Source organism: Streptomyces sp. NPDC002754 (genome assembly GCF_053592315.1).
The window spans coordinates 37,893-53,987 of the sequence record NZ_JBSFVM010000024.1; the positions used below are offsets into that span (position 1 = coordinate 37,893).

At 71.6% G+C, this 16,095-nt stretch carries 15 protein-coding genes; 7 read left to right on the plus strand and 8 right to left on the minus strand.

The annotated features are described in order from the left end of the window. Positions 1–53: 53 nt before the first annotated feature. Positions 54–272: a hypothetical protein gene (locus ACWD2L_RS31610; RefSeq protein ID WP_451192695.1), complete on the minus strand. Its 219-nt coding sequence runs from the start codon at positions 270–272 to the stop codon at positions 54–56. 256 nt (positions 273–528) lie between these two features. After that, positions 529–1,332 carry a hypothetical protein gene (locus ACWD2L_RS31615; RefSeq protein WP_351342263.1) on the minus strand — a complete coding sequence of 268 codons (804 nt, stop codon included), beginning with the start codon at positions 1,330–1,332 and terminating at the stop codon, positions 529–531. Positions 1,333–1,731: 399 nt separating this feature from the next. Here ACWD2L_RS31615 and ACWD2L_RS31620 point away from each other — a divergent pair, with 399 nt between their 5' ends. Then, positions 1,732–2,334 (plus strand): transglycosylase family protein, encoded by a 603-nt coding sequence (locus ACWD2L_RS31620; protein ID WP_351342264.1) that lies wholly within the window; start codon positions 1,732–1,734, stop codon positions 2,332–2,334. A 110-nt stretch (positions 2,335–2,444) separates the two neighbouring features. Further along, a complete protein-coding gene (locus ACWD2L_RS31625) occupies positions 2,445–3,002 on the plus strand; it encodes a transglycosylase family protein (RefSeq protein ID WP_351341868.1) in 558 nt (185 codons plus the stop codon). Here ACWD2L_RS31625 and ACWD2L_RS31630 read toward each other — a convergent pair. Genes ACWD2L_RS31630 through ACWD2L_RS31640 form a run of 3 tightly spaced genes read right to left on the minus strand, consistent with a single transcriptional unit; the run spans position 2,980 to position 6,854 of the window. Continuing rightward, entirely contained in the window at positions 2,980–3,693 is a 714-nt protein-coding gene (locus tag ACWD2L_RS31630; RefSeq protein ID WP_351341829.1) for an ATP-binding cassette domain-containing protein, read from the minus strand. The two genes, ACWD2L_RS31625 and ACWD2L_RS31630, sit on opposite strands and share 23 nt — an antisense overlap. Further along, a complete protein-coding gene (locus tag ACWD2L_RS31635) occupies positions 3,690–6,377 on the minus strand; it encodes an ABC transporter permease subunit (RefSeq protein WP_351341831.1) in 2,688 nt (895 codons plus the stop codon). The genes ACWD2L_RS31630 and ACWD2L_RS31635 overlap by 4 nt, the downstream gene beginning before the upstream one ends. A gap of 12 nt (positions 6,378–6,389) precedes the next feature. Continuing rightward, on the minus strand, positions 6,390–6,854 hold the full coding sequence (locus ACWD2L_RS31640) for a hypothetical protein (RefSeq protein ID WP_351341833.1): 465 nt from the start codon (positions 6,852–6,854) through the stop codon (positions 6,390–6,392). 155 nt (positions 6,855–7,009) lie between these two features. On the opposite strand from ACWD2L_RS31640, the gene ACWD2L_RS31645 reads away from it, so the two are divergent. The 4 genes from ACWD2L_RS31645 to ACWD2L_RS31660 all read left to right on the plus strand — a co-directional run bounded on the left by ACWD2L_RS31645 (position 7,010) and on the right by ACWD2L_RS31660 (position 11,129). Continuing rightward, positions 7,010–7,591 (plus strand): hypothetical protein, encoded by a 582-nt coding sequence (locus ACWD2L_RS31645; protein WP_351341835.1) that lies wholly within the window; start codon positions 7,010–7,012, stop codon positions 7,589–7,591. Further along, positions 7,566–8,858, plus strand: coding sequence for an ABC transporter substrate-binding protein (locus ACWD2L_RS31650; RefSeq protein ID WP_351341837.1), 1,293 nt, complete (start codon positions 7,566–7,568; stop codon positions 8,856–8,858). Before ACWD2L_RS31645 ends, ACWD2L_RS31650 begins: the two co-directional genes overlap by 26 nt. Positions 8,859–9,036: 178 nt before the next feature. Continuing rightward, positions 9,037–10,284 (plus strand): glycosyltransferase family 4 protein, encoded by a 1,248-nt coding sequence (locus tag ACWD2L_RS31655; protein WP_351341839.1) that lies wholly within the window; start codon positions 9,037–9,039, stop codon positions 10,282–10,284. A gap of 56 nt (positions 10,285–10,340) precedes the next feature. Beyond that, entirely contained in the window at positions 10,341–11,129 is a 789-nt protein-coding gene (locus tag ACWD2L_RS31660) for a hypothetical protein (RefSeq protein ID WP_351341840.1), read from the plus strand. Between the two features lie 10 nt (positions 11,130–11,139). Here the strand turns inward: ACWD2L_RS31660 and ctaD are convergent, their stop codons facing one another. Further along, positions 11,140–12,825, minus strand: a complete 1,686-nt coding sequence (gene ctaD / locus ACWD2L_RS31665; protein WP_351341842.1) for an aa3-type cytochrome oxidase subunit I — start codon at positions 12,823–12,825, stop codon at positions 11,140–11,142. 375 nt (positions 12,826–13,200) lie between these two features. Between ctaD and ACWD2L_RS31670 the strand changes: the two genes are divergently transcribed. Further along, a complete protein-coding gene (locus ACWD2L_RS31670) occupies positions 13,201–13,416 on the plus strand; it encodes an I78 family peptidase inhibitor (protein ID WP_351341844.1) in 216 nt (71 codons plus the stop codon). A gap of 127 nt (positions 13,417–13,543) precedes the next feature. Here ACWD2L_RS31670 and ACWD2L_RS31675 read toward each other — a convergent pair whose 3' ends face one another. Together ACWD2L_RS31675 and ACWD2L_RS31680 are read right to left on the minus strand one after the other, a co-directional pair. After that, a complete protein-coding gene (locus ACWD2L_RS31675) occupies positions 13,544–14,530 on the minus strand; it encodes a phosphatase PAP2 family protein (RefSeq protein WP_351341846.1) in 987 nt (328 codons plus the stop codon). 222 nt (positions 14,531–14,752) lie between these two features. Next, positions 14,753–15,886 (minus strand): hypothetical protein, encoded by a 1,134-nt coding sequence (locus ACWD2L_RS31680; RefSeq protein ID WP_351341848.1) that lies wholly within the window; start codon positions 15,884–15,886, stop codon positions 14,753–14,755. Positions 15,887–16,095: the final 209 nt, after the last annotated feature.

A 16,095-nucleotide genomic window follows, 5' to 3' on the forward strand; every position in this document is an offset into this window, starting at 1 on the left:
GGCGTTTTCTGTGCGGGGCGCGGGGCGCCCGACCGGGGCTATGACACAGGCTCTTAGTACTCCCGGCGTGGCCCTGGCGGCAGGGCCGGGAAGTGCCGTCCCGTGGTGTGCTGCTGCGGGTGCGGCTGCCAGCGCGGCGGATGGTGCGGGCGCGGGCCGTGCAGCGGGTCGAAGCCCCTGAACCCCAGGTCGTCCTCGCCGCTGCGGTCGCCCGGCAGCGTCCGGAAGGATCGGCGCCACTCCGCGAACAGGGCGTCGTAGATGGGGGTCACCGAGGGGCCGCTCCTCGCGTGGCCGCCCGGTTGGTCCTCCGCGGGGCGCATCGACGGGATCGGGTTCTGATACGGCTGGTGCCGTCGGGACGAAGGGGCGGTTCCGGGCGCGGGGGATGAGGTCGGGTCGTATGGGTGCACGTGTGTGCCAACGAACCGGGCCCCCGACGGATGCGCCCTTGGCCTGCGCTGTTGCGGGCTGTCAGCGGTGTGACCGGTGCATTCGTGGGGGCCCCGGGGGTGTGTCCCGGTCGGCTCAGGTGCCGGCGAGCGGCATGGCGGCGGCCACCAGGCGTCCGTTCGCCGCCGCCTTGTCGAGGGCCTGGCGGAGCAGGTCCTCGCGCGGCTGGTGGCCGATCGAGCCGGCGGAGGCGGCGAAGAGGAGCACCGTCTGCGTCTTGTTCGCCGCGGTCCGCCAGCCCTCCGTGACCAACAGCGGCTGGTGTGCCTGCCACCAGGCGACCTGGGCGGGGGAGCCCCCGGTGCCGGGCTGCAGGATCGCGTGCAGCTGGCCCATCGCGAGCAGCACCGACCAGCCGCCGAGGACCGAGGGGACCCCGTCCAGCGTGGTGGCCGGCATGAAGCCCTGCTCGATCAGGAGCGGCAGGAAGTCGTCCCCGTCCGTGGTCGTGCCGGGGCGGGCGATGGGGCCCGTCGGCTCGACGACGAGCGCGGGGTGCGTCGTGTCGCCGATCAGTACGAGGCCGCTGGTCACGCCGAGTACGGCCTGCGAGGGCGCGGCGGGGCCGCCGCCGTCCGGCTGTGCGGCCGCGGCGTCCTGCCCACCGCCGCTGATGGACTGCACGGCGCCCTGCAGCTGGTCCTCCGCGACCTGGACGACCTGCGAGGGCAGGCAGGTGGCATGGGCGAAGGCGAGCACGGCGGTCTCGTCGCCGACGAAGAGGACGGTGCTGGTCGGCTGCTGCTGCGAGTCGCCCGGCGTGCGGCAGGAGGTGCAGTCGTAGCTGCCGGGGGCGTTGTCGCCGGTCATCAGGCGGTCGGCTTCTTCGTCGCCGATCTCGGCGCGTACGTCGTTGCTGACGTCGAGCAAGCGAGGCACGGGGACTCCTCAGGGATCTGTTGGGCCGATCGGGGTGATCGGTCGCGGTCAGGCGAGTGCTTATGAAGGACAACGGACGATCTGTGTCCTCGGTCACGCCCGGATCGGAACGGAATCGTCTCATCCGGCGCACACCGTGAACGACCGCCCGGAATCCGTCACTCCCCGCCAACTTGTGGGATTTCCAAGGAAGTTGGACCGGTGAGGTGAGTCACAGATCGTCAGGGTGGCAGGTCGACAAATACTGAAATCGTTGTATGTATCGGGTGGCTTGAAATCGCCGGTACCCCGGGTAACGGCGAACTGGCCTGGCGGGACGGGCCGTTGGTTGTCGTGACCGCCGTGGGCTGCCTAGATTCCACCGCCGTCCGCAACGAGCAGTCCACGAGAGGGATTCTCATGTCCGCGCCGATTCGTACGGCTCGCACGACAACGGCACGCACGACAGCGGTCCTCGCCGGGGTGGCACTCGCCGCCCCACTCGGTCTCCTCGCCCTCGCCGGACCCGCCCCAGCGGCGGACGGCGGCGTCTGGGACCGCATCGCACGCTGCGAGAGCGGCGGCAACTGGCAGATCAACACCGGGAACGGCTACTACGGCGGGCTCCAGTTCTCGGCCGGCACCTGGCGCGCGTACGGCGGCGGGGCCTACGCTGCGACCGCCGACCGGGCCTCCAGGGCCCAGCAGATCGCCGTCGCGACCAAGGTGCAGCGCGCGCAGGGCTGGGGCGCCTGGCCCACGTGCGCGGCACGGGCCGGGGCGTACGGCAGCGCGCCGGGCGCCCAGTCGGCCCCCAAGGCCGCGCCGCAGCAGCGGGGTTCAGGCCACACCGACCGCGGCGCCGCCCGGCGTGGCGGCTACGTCGTCCGAGGCGGCGACACCCTGGGCCGCATCGCCGCGGCCCACGGCACCAACTGGCAGCGCCTGTACGCCACGAACAAGGCGGTGATCGGCGGTGACCCCGACCTGATCATGCCGGGGCAGCGGCTGCGGCTGCGCTGACCGCATGTGCGCCGCGCGGCCCCACCCGGTCCGCCGACCGGGTGGGGCCGCGCGGCGGGCGCGGCGCGGCACGACGGGTCGCCGCGCACCGGCTGCCTAGCGTCCGCGCCATGGACCTGATCGCTACGTTTCCGAAGGCGTACGGCCCGCGGCGGTGGGCGGCGGCTCTGCTGGGCGTGCTGCTCGCACTGGCCGCGCTGCCGGCCCTCGCCACCGGGGCGGACGCCGCCGAGCCGTCCGACTGCGCCAAGACGGAGTGGCCGTGGTCCTGCCTCGCGGAGTGCGAGAGCGGTGGTGACTGGGACGAGAACAGCGGCAACTCCTTCTACGGGGGCCTCCAGTTCCGGCAGTCCACCTGGGAGGAGCACGGTGGCCTGAAGTACGCGCCGCGCGCCGACCTCGCGACCCGTGCCGAGCAGATCAAGGTCGCGGAGGAGGTGCTGCGCACCCAGGGCTGGGAGGCGTGGCCGGTCTGCTCCAAGCGGTACGGCCTTGAGGGCCGCGTCCATGTGGTGCAGCGCGGCGACACGCTGGCGTCCGTCGCGCGGCGCTTCGAGGTGCAGGGCGGCGCGCAGGCGCTCTACAAGGCCAACCGCGACGTGATCGGGGACCACCCGGACCGGCTTGAGGAGGGCGCGACGCTGGTCATTCCCGAGCCGGGGGAGTAGTAGGGGCTGGTGGGGCTGGCAGGTTCGGCGGGAGTTCGGTGGCTTCGCCCCGGAACACGACCGTGCCGCGCCGGAGTTCGTAGACGAACACCGGTGTCCCGCGCAGGCCGGGCGGCAGGCGTTGCTCGGCGAGCACCACGCAGGCGTCGAGTTCGCGCAGCAGGGCGTACGTGCGGGTGGCGACCGGTGGGGCCATGCCCTGGGTGGGCTCGTCGACGAGGACGACGCGGGCGGGGGCGAGCAGGGCGCGGGAGACGGCGAGCATCCGCTGCTCGCCGCCGGAGAGGGTGCCGGCGCGGCGGGCGAGGAGGGGGCGCAGTTCGGGGTAGGCGTCGAGGGCCGTGGTGACGTCGCCTGGGCCTGGGCCCGTGGCCAGTCGGAGGTTCTCGGTGACGGTGAGGTCGGCGAAGACGGCCTGCCGGTCGGGCACGAAGCGCAGGCCGGCGGCGGCGCGGGCGTGGGCGGTGTGCCGGGTGACGTCGGCTCCGTCCCACACCACGGAGCCGGCCGTGAGCCGTACGGTGCCGGCGAGGGCGCGCAGGGCGGTGGTGCGGCCGGATCCGTTGGGCCCGAGCAGCACGGTGACCGCGTGGGCGGGGGCGGCGAGGGTGATGCCGTGGAGCGCTTCCAGGGGGCCGTAGCGGACGCGGGCGTCGCGCAGTTGGATGCCGCCGCCGGGGCCGGGTGTCACGAGGGCTCCGGGGCGCGGTCGAGGACGGAGTCCGGGGCGCCCGAGGCCACGATGCGGCCCGCCGCCATCACGTGCACGGTGTCCGCGAGTGCGGCGACGAGGTCCAGATCGTGTTCGACGACGAGTACGGCGGTGCCGTCGGCGGCGAGTGCCCTCAGTAGTCGGGTGAGGGTGGCGACCTCGGCGGGGTCGAGCCCGGCGGTCGGTTCGTCGAGCAGGAGCACGTGGGGGTCGCCGGCGAGGGCGCGGGCGAGTTCGACGCGGCGCAGTGTTCCCGTGGGGAGGCCGGTCGTGTCCTGCTCGGCCTGGAGGCCGAACAGGCGGGTCATCCGTTCCGTGGCTGCCGGGTCTCGTACGCGGGCCTGTTCGGCGCCGATGCGGATGTTGTCGGCCACGGTCAACGAGGGGAAGACGACGAGTTGTTGGAAGGTTCGGGCGATTCCGAGCCGGGTCCGGGCGTGGGCCGGGAGCCGGGTCACGTCGTGCGGTCCGAGGTGGACGTGGCCGGTGTCGGGGCGGACGGTGCCGGCGAGGCAGTGGAAGAGGGTGGTTTTGCCGGCGCCGTTGGGGCCTGTGACGGCGGTTACCTTGCCGGTGGGGATCCGAATGCCTATGTCCTGGAGGACGGGGCGGGTGGCGTAGGTGACGGTGAGGTGGGTGGCGGTGAGTACCGGTCTTGTCGCGGTGGGCCGTCCCGACGCCACGGGGCTCCGCCCCGGACCCCGCTGCTCAATCGCCGCAGGGGCTTGGTTTGGCTCGTCTGTCGTCGATGCTTGATTTTGCCCGTCTGCCGCCGGGGCTTGGAAGGTCTGCTCAATCGCCGCAGGGGCTTGAGGGGCTGCGGTTGGCCGTTGGCGCCTTGGGCAATCTGTCGCCTTGGGCGGCAGGGTGGGCAAGGCGGCCCACGGTGCCGCGCGACGGAGCGGGGGGCCCAGGCCACGGACCACCAGGACCGCCAGGACGCCGACCGTCAGTGCCGCCACTCCGCCCCGGGCACCGGCGTCGAGGCCCACCAACAGTCCCGCCCCGACCAACGCGGCGAAGGGGTTGTCCGCGCCCAGGACGACCACCGCCGCGAACCACAACAGGCCCCGCACCGGGTCGTACGCCGACGGGTCGAAGGAGCCAAGGCCGAACGTCAGCAGCCCGCCTCCCAGCGCCGCGAGCCCCGCCCCCGCCACGAACACCGCGACCTTCAGACCCGGCACCCCGACCCCCGCCGCCGACGCCCCCGCCTCATGGTCCCGGACCGCCGCGAGCGCCCGCCCCGTCCGCCCCCGACGCAGGGCCGCCACGACCGCCAACGCCCCGCCCAGCAGAGCGAGTTCGAGTACGTAGAACGCCCGGTCGTCCGCGAAGCCCGCGGGTCGCGCCGGTGTGAGGCCCGACGCCGCGTACGGCTGCGCGAACACGAACCGGCTCACTCCGCCCCCCACCGCGAACGTCGCCAGCGCCAGCGCGAGGCCGTGCCGCCGGATCGCGGGCGCGGCGGTCAGTAGCCCCAGGGGTGCCACCATCGCCGCGGCTATGAAGAGGGCCGGCAGGCCCGGGAGTTGGGGAAAGCCCGGGAAGTTGCCCGTGGTGAGCAGCGACGCGAAGAGGGCGCCCAGGCCTGCGAATGCGCTCTGACCAAGGGCGAGTTGGCCTGCTCTACCTGTTACCACCACCAGCGAAAGGAGGATCAGTGCCAGCGCCGGCACCTGGATCGACGTCCGCAGGTCCGAACCCGCGAACCCGAGCGGCAGCAGGAACAGCACCCCCGCCACCAGCCACGCCTCCCGCGGAGCGGCCCGCGTCCGGCGCGTCACCGCCGTCGGCAGCGCCCCCTTCCCGCCCACCCCCGGCAGCGCGAGCGCCGCGACCAGCAGCGCCACCACGAACAGATTCGCCCCCACCGCCTGGACGAGCGGCTCGGCCCACCCGCGCGGATGCAGCCGCGTCAACTGGCTCTGTGCGACCCCGATCGCGAGCGCCGCCCCCACCGCCACCCCGAGCCGCCGCATCCCCGCCGCGACCGCCACCGCCACGACCTCCATCACCAGCAACGGCAGACCGTACGGGTCAAGGCGTACGTAGGGGGCCAGGAGTACGCCCGTCAGGCCCGCGGTGAACGTGCCGAACGCCCAGCCCGCCGCCGCGACCCGGTCCGCGTCGATCCCGCCGAGCACGGCCAGCGGACGGTTGTCGACGACCGCCCGCAGCTCACCGCCGAACAGCGTCCACCGCGTCACCGCCCACACCGCGCCCCCGATCGCGCAGGCCACCGCGAGCTGCCCCCACGGCTCCCCGGGGACCAGCCTCGGCGCGTCCTCCTGCGCTCCCGTGCCCCACAGCAGCGCTGCCGCCCCGACCAGGAGGACGAAGACGCCGATCGACGCGACCAGGGGGCGCGCCGGATCGTCGCCGCCCGACAGAGCCAGCGGCCTGAACACCCAGCGTTCCAGGGCGAGTCCGAACCCCGGCGCCACCACCAGGAGCACCAGCGCCGCGGCCGCCCACAGGGGTGCGTCCCACACGACCACCAACTGCCGCAGCAGATACGCGCAGAGCATCGCGATCGCGCCGTGCGCGAAGTTCAGGACGCCCGTCGCCCGGTAGGTGACGATCAGGCCGATCCCGGTGAGCGCCGCCGCCGCTCCCACCGAGAGACCGGCGAGCGTGAGGTCGTACGTGAGGGACGACACCAACCCGGCTCCTCAACTCCCGGTGGGAGGTTCGCAGATGGGGCACGAGCCGAGGCCCGCCTCCGCGATCGCGCCCGCGTCCGCGGGGACCGCCCGCGGCTTGCCCTCGACGAGCGGGCAGTCGGCGCGGTGCCACAGCGTGCCGCCGGGCACCATCAGCAGCCGGCCGCTGGAGGCGAGCGGGGGCGCGGGATCCGGGGGGCTTGGCGCCGGATCGGCCGTGATCAGCAGCTCGTAGAGGCGCTCCACGCGCGACGCGGCGAGCGTGTTCCTGCCGTGCGTGAGGAGCACCGCGCCCGCGATGATCAGGGCCGCGCCCGGCACCGTACAGGAGGCCAGGTAGGGGAGTTGACGCTCGGCGAAGCGTTCGCCCGAGATGCCGTACCAGCCGACCACGCAGAGCGCCGCCCCGCCCGCGAGCGCCGCGGTCCCCGCCCACAGGGCAGGGTGCACAGAACGTAGTCGGGCAGTCCGCATCGCCGGCCCCCACTGGTGCGCGCGTGTGTCTGGCCTTGTCCGCCGATCGCTTGCACTATGCCTTCTGGAGTCCAACTCGGAAAGCTCCGGGGACAGTTGGCCGATCGCTTCGATCCCGTCGGCCCCGCCCGGACCGACACCCGGCGGTGAGCCTGATGGTTTTCGGGAGCACACCTCGTACACCCCGCGCGGCGCGCGGACGGGGAGCGGCGTTCGCGCTCGCCCTCGCCCTGGTCCTCGGCCCCGCCCTGGCGGCCTGCGGCGACGACAGCGGCGGTGACGACAGCGCCCCGCCGACGCCGAGCTCGAAGCCGCCCACGAGCAAGGAGCCGACGAGTGCGGAGCCCTCGTCGCAGCGGCCGAGCGACCGCGCGCCCGAGGACCGGGCCGGCGCGGAGAAGGAGATCAAGACCAACTGGAAGAAGTTCTTCGACCCGAAGGTGTCGATGGAGGAGAAGACCGGCGTCCTGGAGGACGGAGCCAAGATGGGTCCGGTCCTCAAGAGCTTCAGCGGCGACAAGCGCGGCGGCCAGGTGGAGGCCACCGTCACCAAGGTCGCCTTCACCTCGGGGACCGAGGCGGACGTGACGTACGCACTCGCCCTCAAGGGCGCCACCGTGCTGCCCGACGCCAAGGGGACGTCCGTCGAGCAGGGCGGCACCTGGAAGGTGTCCGTGAACACCCTGTGCGCGCTGGTGCAGTTGAGCGGCAATGCGTCGCCGGGCCCGGGCTGCTGAGGCGCTCGCCGCGAGCCTGACGGGCCTGGCCCTGGTGGCCCTCGCGGCCTGCGGGTCCCGGCTGCCGGAGAGTGACTTCGAGGGCCGAGGAACGCCGACGCCGCGCTCCACCGCGCCGCTCCGTGTCGGCATCGTCACCAGCGCCACGAGCCCCGTCGGCGGCGCCACCTTCACCGACACCCGCGACGGCGCACAGGCGTACTTCCGGAACCTGAATCGACGGGGCGGCATCCAGGGGCGCCGCGTCGAGGTGCACCTGTGCGACGACGGCGGCAGCGGCGTCGGCAACACCTCCTGCGTGCACAAGCTCGTCGACGAGCAGAAGGTCGTCGCCCTGGTGGCCACCACGTCGCTGGACTACGCGGGCGCGGAACGCGTCTCCCACGCGCGCGTGCCCGACATCGGCGGCCAGCCGATCGGCGCGGCCTACGACACGTATCCGCATCTGTACGGGATCTACGGCAGCCTCGCGCCGCGCCACGGGAAACCGGGTTGGGGCGGGAAGCTGTACGGCGGCACCGAGGTCTACCGCTACTTCAAGCGCGAGCACGGCGCCCGCACCGCCGCCGTCGTCTCCTACAACCAGGCCGCTTCGGCCGCGTACGCCCGCCTGGTGACGCGCGGCCTCAGGGCTGAGGGCTACAAGGTGGTCACTGAGCAGCTCGACTTCGCCCTGCCGAACTTCCGGGCCGCGGCCGCCGACCTGAAGGACGCGAAGGCCGACCTCGTCTTCGACGCCGTCGACGCCCACGGCAACGCGCGGCTCTGCGAGGCCATGGACCAGGTCGGCGCCCGCGTCACCGCGAAGGTCACGAACGTACAGAACTGGACCTCGTCCGTCAGGGCCGCCTACAAGAACGCGCCGCACTGCCGCGCCTCCCTGTGGGCCACCGGCGCGAGCCGCAACTACGAGGACACCGGGCACCCCGCCGTCCGTGCCTTCCGCGCCGCCACCAAGGACCTGAAGACGCACTCGCAGTGGCAACTGGAGGGCTGGGCCGCCGCCATGTGGTTCACGGACGCCGCCCGCTCCTGCCGGCGCGCGGTCACGCGTGCGTGCGTCGACCGTTTCATGGAGCGCGGCGTACGGTACTCGGCCGATGGCCTGCTGCTTCCCGTGACGTTCGAGAGGCTCGCGGAGCCGCCGAGAACTCGAGAGACGTGCCTGTCGGTCGCGCGGTGGACCGACACAGAAGGATGGGTCACCCGGAACGGTGGTATGACGCACACCTGTGCGGACGTTCCGCAGCTCTCCTACCAGCCATGACGTGATTCGTGACGTGATTACGGATGCGTGATGGGGCGAGCCGGTTCCCGAGAACGCCTACCAATCCGGCATCTGTTCAGGAACAACATGATGATGAGGAACAACCCTCGCCAGGTCATCCCCGTCTAACTACCCGGTAGGCGGAGAAGGCGGACTGTTCAGACAGATACGAGGGCGCATGCAGATTTCTTTTCTGATTCACAACGCGTACGGGATCGGAGGGACGATCCGCACCACGTACAACCTTGCCAGCGCGCTTGCCGACCATCACGACGTGGAAGTCGTGTCCGTCTTCCGGCACCGGGACGAGCCGGTGTTCGCACCGGACCCGCGCATACGGGTGCGCCACCTGGTCGACCTGCGCAAGGGCTCCGCCGGGTACGAGGGCGATGACCCGGAGTTCCAGCGCTCCGCCACGGTCTTTCCGCGCAGCGAGGGGCGCTACGAGCAGTACAGCGCGCTCACCGACCGGCGGATCGCCGAGCACCTCGGTTCCCTGGAAGCCGATGTCGTCGTCGGCACCCGGCCCGGCCTCAATGTGCACCTCGCGCGGGAGACCAGGCGCGGCGTGCTGCGCGTCGGCCAGGAGCACCTCACCCTCGGCACGCACTCCGCCGCGCTCCGCGGTGAACTGCGCGGCAGCTACCGGGCCCTCGACGCGCTGACCACGACCACGGAGGCCGACGCCCACGCCTACCGCGAGCGGCTGCGACTCCCCGGCGTGCGCATCCAAGCGATGCCCAACCCGGTACCGGAGCCCGGCATCGCGCCCGCCGACGGCAGCGGCAAATGGGTCGTGGCGGCCGGCAGGCTCGCGCCCGTGAAGCGCTACGACCTGCTGGTGCGCGCCTTCGACCAGGTGCGCGCCGAGCGGCCCGACTGGCGCCTGCGCATCTACGGGGGCGGCAAGCAGAAGGACAAGCTGCGCACGCTCATCGACGAGCTCGGCCTCTACAACCACGTGTACCTCATGGGGCCCGCCCACCCCATCGAGCCGGAGTGGGCGAAAGGTTCCATCGCCGCCGTGACCTCGACCTACGAGTCCTTCGGGATGACGATCGTCGAGGCGATGCGCTGCGGTCTTCCGGTGGTCGCCACCGACTGCCCGCACGGTCCCGGCGAGATCATCGACAACGGTGTCGACGGCCGGCTCGTCGAGGTCGGCAGCGTCGAGGCCATCTCCGGTGGCCTGCTCGAACTCATCAACAACGACGCCCTGCGCCAGGAGATGAGCGCCCACGCCCTCAGCCGTTCCGAGCGCTTCGACCCGGCGCGGATCGCCGAGCGCTACGAGGACCTGTTCGGCTCGCTCACCGCGCGCGGCGGCTCCGTGGGCCTGCTGCACCGGGCCCGCGGCTCGCTCATCGACGGCGCCCACGCGGTGCGCGACGCCCTACGACCGCAGCGGAAGGGACACCCCGCATGACAGCCCCCACGGCCCCGCCCCCGCCGTGCCCCGAAGACAGCGACAGGAGCGTCCGCATGCCGCCCCGAGCCGACTGCATCGCCGACTCCGCCGGCGGGCTCACCTTCGACGTCACCGACCACGGTTCGCCCGACCCGGCCAGCCTGGTGCTCGTCGACCGGGCCTCCGGGCACACGGTGCGGCTGCCGCTCACGCCGACGGGCGAGGGGCGGCTGCGCGCGTCGCTGCCGATAAGCGTCTCCCTCGAGGAGGGCCGCTGGGACGCGTACGCACAGGTCGCGGGGGACGATCCGGTGCGGCTCGTGCCGGGAGTCAACGATCTGCGCTCCCTGGTGGACCGGGCGCCGAGCGGCTCGCGCGGCTACGTCGCCGTACGCATCCCGTACGTCACCAAGAACGGCAACCTCACCGTGCGCAGCTGGCTGCGGGCGCCGCACGCGGAGGCCGGTGAACTGCTCATCGACGACGGCGAACTGACCGTTCAGGGGCGGGTCTACGGCGCCGGGTTCACGGCGAAGGCGTACGCGGAGATCCGCTCCCGCGCGGTGCGCGGCCCCGTACTCCGCGGCGAACTGGACTGGGACGGGCCGAGGTTCACGCTCCGCATCGGCTACGACGAGCTGCGCGAGGGCCGTTGGGACCTGTGGCTGCGGCCCGCGGGGGACGACGGGCCCCAGGTGCGGCTCGCCCGGCTGCTCGACGACATAGCCGACAAGAAGCCGATCTTTGCGTACCCGGTGTCGCGGGTGGCCGTCGCGGGCCGCGGCGAACTGGCCGCGGAGGCCTACTACACGGGGGCCAACGACCTTTCGGTGCAGGTGAGTTCGGTCCAGGACCAGACCTGAACCAGGCGTCCTAGTTCTTGTGCCCGGACTCCAGCGGCCGGTCCTCGAAGGCCGCGAACTCCGGGTGGTGCAGGTCGAAGGCCGGGGACTCCGAGCGGATCCTCGGCAGCGTGACGAAGTTGTGGCGCGGCGGTGGGCAGGCCGTCGCCCACTCCAGGGAACGGCCGTACCCCCACGGGTCGTCGACCTCGACCTTCACGCCGTACTTCGTCGTCCGCCACACGTTGTAGAGGAACGGCAGCGTGGACAGGCCGAGCAGGAACGCTCCGATCGACGAGAGGGTGTTGAGCAGCGTGAAGCCGTCCGCCGCCAGATAGTCCGCGTACCGGCGCGGCATGCCCTCCGCGCCCAGCCAGTGCTGGACCAGGAACGTCGTGTGGAAGCCGACGAACAGCGTCCAGAAGTGGATCTTGCCGAGCCGTTCGTCGAGCAGCTTCCCCGTCAGCTTCGGCCACCAGAAGTAGAAGCCGGCGAAGGTCGCGAAGACGACCGTGCCGAACACCACGTAGTGGAAGTGCGCCACCACGAAGTACGAGTCGGTGACATGGAAGTCCATCGGCGGCGAGGCGAGGATGACGCCGGTCAGGCCCCCGAAGAGGAACGTGGTCAGGAAGCCGACCGACCACAGCATCGGCGTCTCGAAGGACAGCGAGCCCTTCAGCATCGTCCCGGTCCAGTTGAAGAACTTCACGCCCGTGGGCACCGCGATCAGGAACGACATGAACGAGAAGAAGGGCAGCAGCACCCCGCCGGTGGCGAACATGTGGTGCGCCCACACGACCACCGACAGGCCCGTGATCGCCATCGTCGCGCCGACCAGCATCGTGTAGCCCCAGATCGGCTTGCGGCTGAAGACCGGCAGGATCTCGCTGATGATCCCGAAGAAGGGCAGCGCGATGATGTAGACCTCCGGATGCCCGAAGAACCAGAAGAGGTGCTGCCACAGCAGCGCCCCCCCGTACTGGGCCTCGAACACCACGGAGCCGAACCGCCGGTCCGCCTCCAGGCAGAGCAGCGCGGCCGCGAGGACGGGGAACGCGAGCAGCACCAGGATCGACGTGAACAGCGTGTTCCACGTGAAGATCGGCATCCGGAACATCGTCATGCCGGGCGCCCGCATCCCGATGATCGTGGTCAGGAAGTTCACCGAGCCGAGGATCGTGCCGAACCCGGCGAGCGCGAGCCCCATGATCCACAGGTCGGCGCCGACACCGGGGGAGCGGGTCAGGCTGTTCAGCGGCGCGTACGCGAACCAGCCGAAGTCCGCGGCCCCGCCCGGCACCACGAGCGAGCCGAGCACGATCAGGCCGCCGAAGAGGAACAGCCAGTACGAGAACATGTTCAGGCGCGGGAACGCGACGTCGGGCGAGCCGATCTGCAGCGGCATGATCTCGTTGGCGAAGCCCGCGAAGGTCGGCGTCGCGAACAGCAGCAGCATGATCGTGCCGTGCATCGTGAACAGCTGGTTGTACTCCTCGTTGGAGAGCATCTGCAGGCCGGGGCGGGCGAGTTCGGCCCGCATGAGCAGGGCCATGACCCCGCCGATCAGGAAGAAGCCGAACGACGTGATCAGGTAGAGGTGGCCGATCTTCTTGTGGTCGGTCGTGGTCAGCCAGTCCACGACGATCCGCCCCGGGTGTCGCTCGCGCGGCACCCCCACCGTCGCAGGCCCGGCCTGCACCCCGGTCGTACCCATCGCTTGCCCCCTCGCTGCTGCGCGCCTCGGGCCTGCTGCGGACTCACGACATGATGCGCGCGTGCACCCCCGTGGCGACAGAGGGCGTACCCCTGTTTCTGGCATGGACAGATAATTCCCGGACGGCCTCAACTCGCCCGTGCGGCCGTCGGATTCGAAAAGGCGCGGGGAATTGCGCTAAAGGGTGCGGGGCTCGTGTAGACGGTCCGGCGGAGGATATTCGGTGGACCGCGACAATTCGATAGGGTCGGGCGTTACGGGCGAAAGTAAGGGACAAGTAAGAGGCAAGGAACGCTCGATCGTGTGAGGAACTCTTAAAAAACAACTGTCGTGATCTTGTGACAAAAGCGTGACCCGCGGCCTACCGTTGGCCGCATGGCACCCATCCCCACCCCGCCGGCGGAACCACAGGACAATCCGGACACGTACGTCGGGCTCGACGCGCACAGCGCCGAGTCGCAGGCGGGCGCGCGTGGCTGGTCCACGGTCAGGCAGCTGCCGCCGGGCGCGATCATCACCATGGAGTACCTGGCAGGGCGGCTCAACTTCGAGGTCACCGAGGGAAAGGTGACGCGCTGCTGGAAGGGCTGAGGGCCCCCGGCCTGCCGTCCGCGGCCCCTGAGACATGCGAAGGCCCCCGAACCTGAAAGAGGTTCGGGGGCCTTCGCGGTGCGGGGCTTGGCTGTGCGTACCGGGCCCCGCCGTCTGGTGGGCGCGCTCAGGACACCGGTCTGGTCGACGGCGTCGCGCGCGTGACTCGCTCCGTGGCCGGTCGGCGGCTGCCCGCCGGGGTGATCGGCGTGCGCTCGCCGCGCGGGGTGTGCGGGCCCTGCGGAAGCAGCTGGCGTTTCGACCTGGTGGCGCCGACGGACTCGCGCGTGCGGGTCGGGCTCATCGCGGGGACCGGGACGGGATCGGACTCCGGTCGTGGCAGCCGGGCGCCGGAGCGGCCGCGCAGCCGGTCGCGCCACGCGAGGATCCACGCCTCGACGCGGGTCACCAGCGGCTCGAGCCAGGGCAGCGCGAGCAGGATGAGCAGGCCCGCGGCCCAGCCGAGCAGTACGTCGCTCAGCCAGTGCGTACCGAGATAGACCGTGGTCAGGCCGACGCTCAGGGAGATCACCGCGGAGGCCGCGGACAGCCAGCGCCTGGCCCGCGGGGTGGAGGCGAGGAAGGCGAGGATGCCCCAGGTCACCACCGCGTTCGAGGTGTGGCCCGAGGGGAATATGTCGCCGCCCTGCCACATCTCGCTCGACCCGATGGTGGTGGCGTAGTGCGGGCCGGCGCGGCCCATACCGTACTTGGCGGCGCCCACCGTCACGTTGAGCAGCAGCAGCGCGGTGCCGAACATCAGCAGCGGCCGCAGCGTGTGCTGTCTCCAGGAGCGCCAGCCGAGCCACGCCGTCACCATGACGGCCGTCGGGCCGCGCTGGCCGAGGACGACCCAGTAGTCGAGAAAGGCGTGGATGCCGGGCCACTGCTGGTACGGCCGGAAGAACATGACCTGCCAGTCGATCGCGACCAGCTGCGAGGTGACGAGCACCGCCAGCACGATCGCGAGGTAGAAGGACAGGGTCAGCCCGAAGAGTACGACCCGGTGCCGGCTCATGTGGGGGATGTCCACATGAGCCGGTCGTTCGGGCTCGCGATCGAGCCTGGCGAAGACCCGCTCCACACGGCGGGTCAGGTTTCGTTCGGTACGCACCCAATCGACGCTACAGCGACCGACAGGTGGACCGACGCGAATCAGGGGCTTTGTGATGACGATGTGATGTGGGATTGATCTCAGATGGCCGAATATTCCCACGATTTCAGTTACCCGGAAGGAAAGGTTCCCGAATTCAAAGATCGTTTCCGGGGCTCATTATATGACGCTTATGAATGCGTTCACCTGATACCCGTGCGGAATTGGCCGTTCACCCACCGCTCACGGCGGACCCGACCCGTTCAGCCAGAACGCTCCGTAGGCCGCCGACAACACTGCGAGACCGCCGACCACCCACGCCGCCCTGGCCGTACGCCACCGGGCGAGCGCCACCGCGAGCGGCAGCAGCAGCGGGAACGCGGGCAGCAGCAGCCGCGGCTTCGAGCCGAAGTACCCCGAGGCGCACAGCGCGAGCACGACCACGACGCCCGTGTAGACGAGCACCGGCAGCGGCTGGCGCTGCCGCACACCGGCGACGTACAGCCAGATCACCAGCGCGACCCCGACGATCAGACCCACCCCGGTGAGCGCGCCCAGCGGTGACGTGAACTGCTCGGCGACGAACCCGGCGAAGGCCGCGCCCCCGTCGAAGCCGTTGCCCCACTGCGCCTGCACGTCGAGATAGCCGAAGAGCCCGCCACCGGTCCGCCGCCCGACCCACAGCACGTACGCCGCGGCGCCCGCCGGAGCGAGCAGCACCCCGAGCACGAGCCGCCACGAGACCCGCCGCTCCCGCCGGACCCACAGCGCCGCCGCCACCCACACCGCCACCACGACGGCCGCCCCGATCGGCCGGGTCAGGCCCGCGAGCGCGGCGAGCGACCCCGCGCCCACCCAGTGCCGGCGCAGCACCGCGTGCAGGCCCCACGCCGCGAGCGCCGTGAACAGCGCCTCGCTGTACGCCATCGACGCCACGATCCCGACGGGCAGCGCACCCCACAGCACCGCGAGCCAGATCCCGGCGGCCCGCCCGTGCAGCAGATCCCCGACGGCGAAGATCCCCCACGCCGCCGCGAGCGAGGCGAGCAGACTCACCACGAGACCCGCGTCCGCGTACGGCAGGGGGCTGACCGCCGAGACGGCGCGTTCGAGCCACGGAAGCAGCGGAAAGAACGCGAGGTTCGAGTGCACGGTGCCGTCGGGCAGCGTCACCGACCAGCCGTAGCCGTGCTCGGCGATCCGCGTGTACCAGAGCGAGTCCCAGCGGGCCGTGAGCAGTGTGTGCGCGCTCTTGCCCGTCGCCGCGCTCCACACCCAGAGCACCAGTAGGCCGAACGCCCGCACGGCGGCGTATCCGAGCAGGGCGGGCGCGGCGTGCCGCGGCGAGGGTCGATGTCGTTGGTCCACGTCCGTCACGGCCCCGATTATCGACATCCGCCCCGTCCGCCCCACCAGCAGGCCCCCTCCTCTGGAGTGGTGCACGCCACACCAGCGTGCGGATGCCGTGAGAGGTCCGCCACGTGTCATTGGCGAGAACTCGCGTACGCTGACGGCTTACTCGCCTTTCGCCGCAGGGCCGGGAGACCGCTCCTCCCGAGCCGGATACCCAGACAAGGCCTTATGCC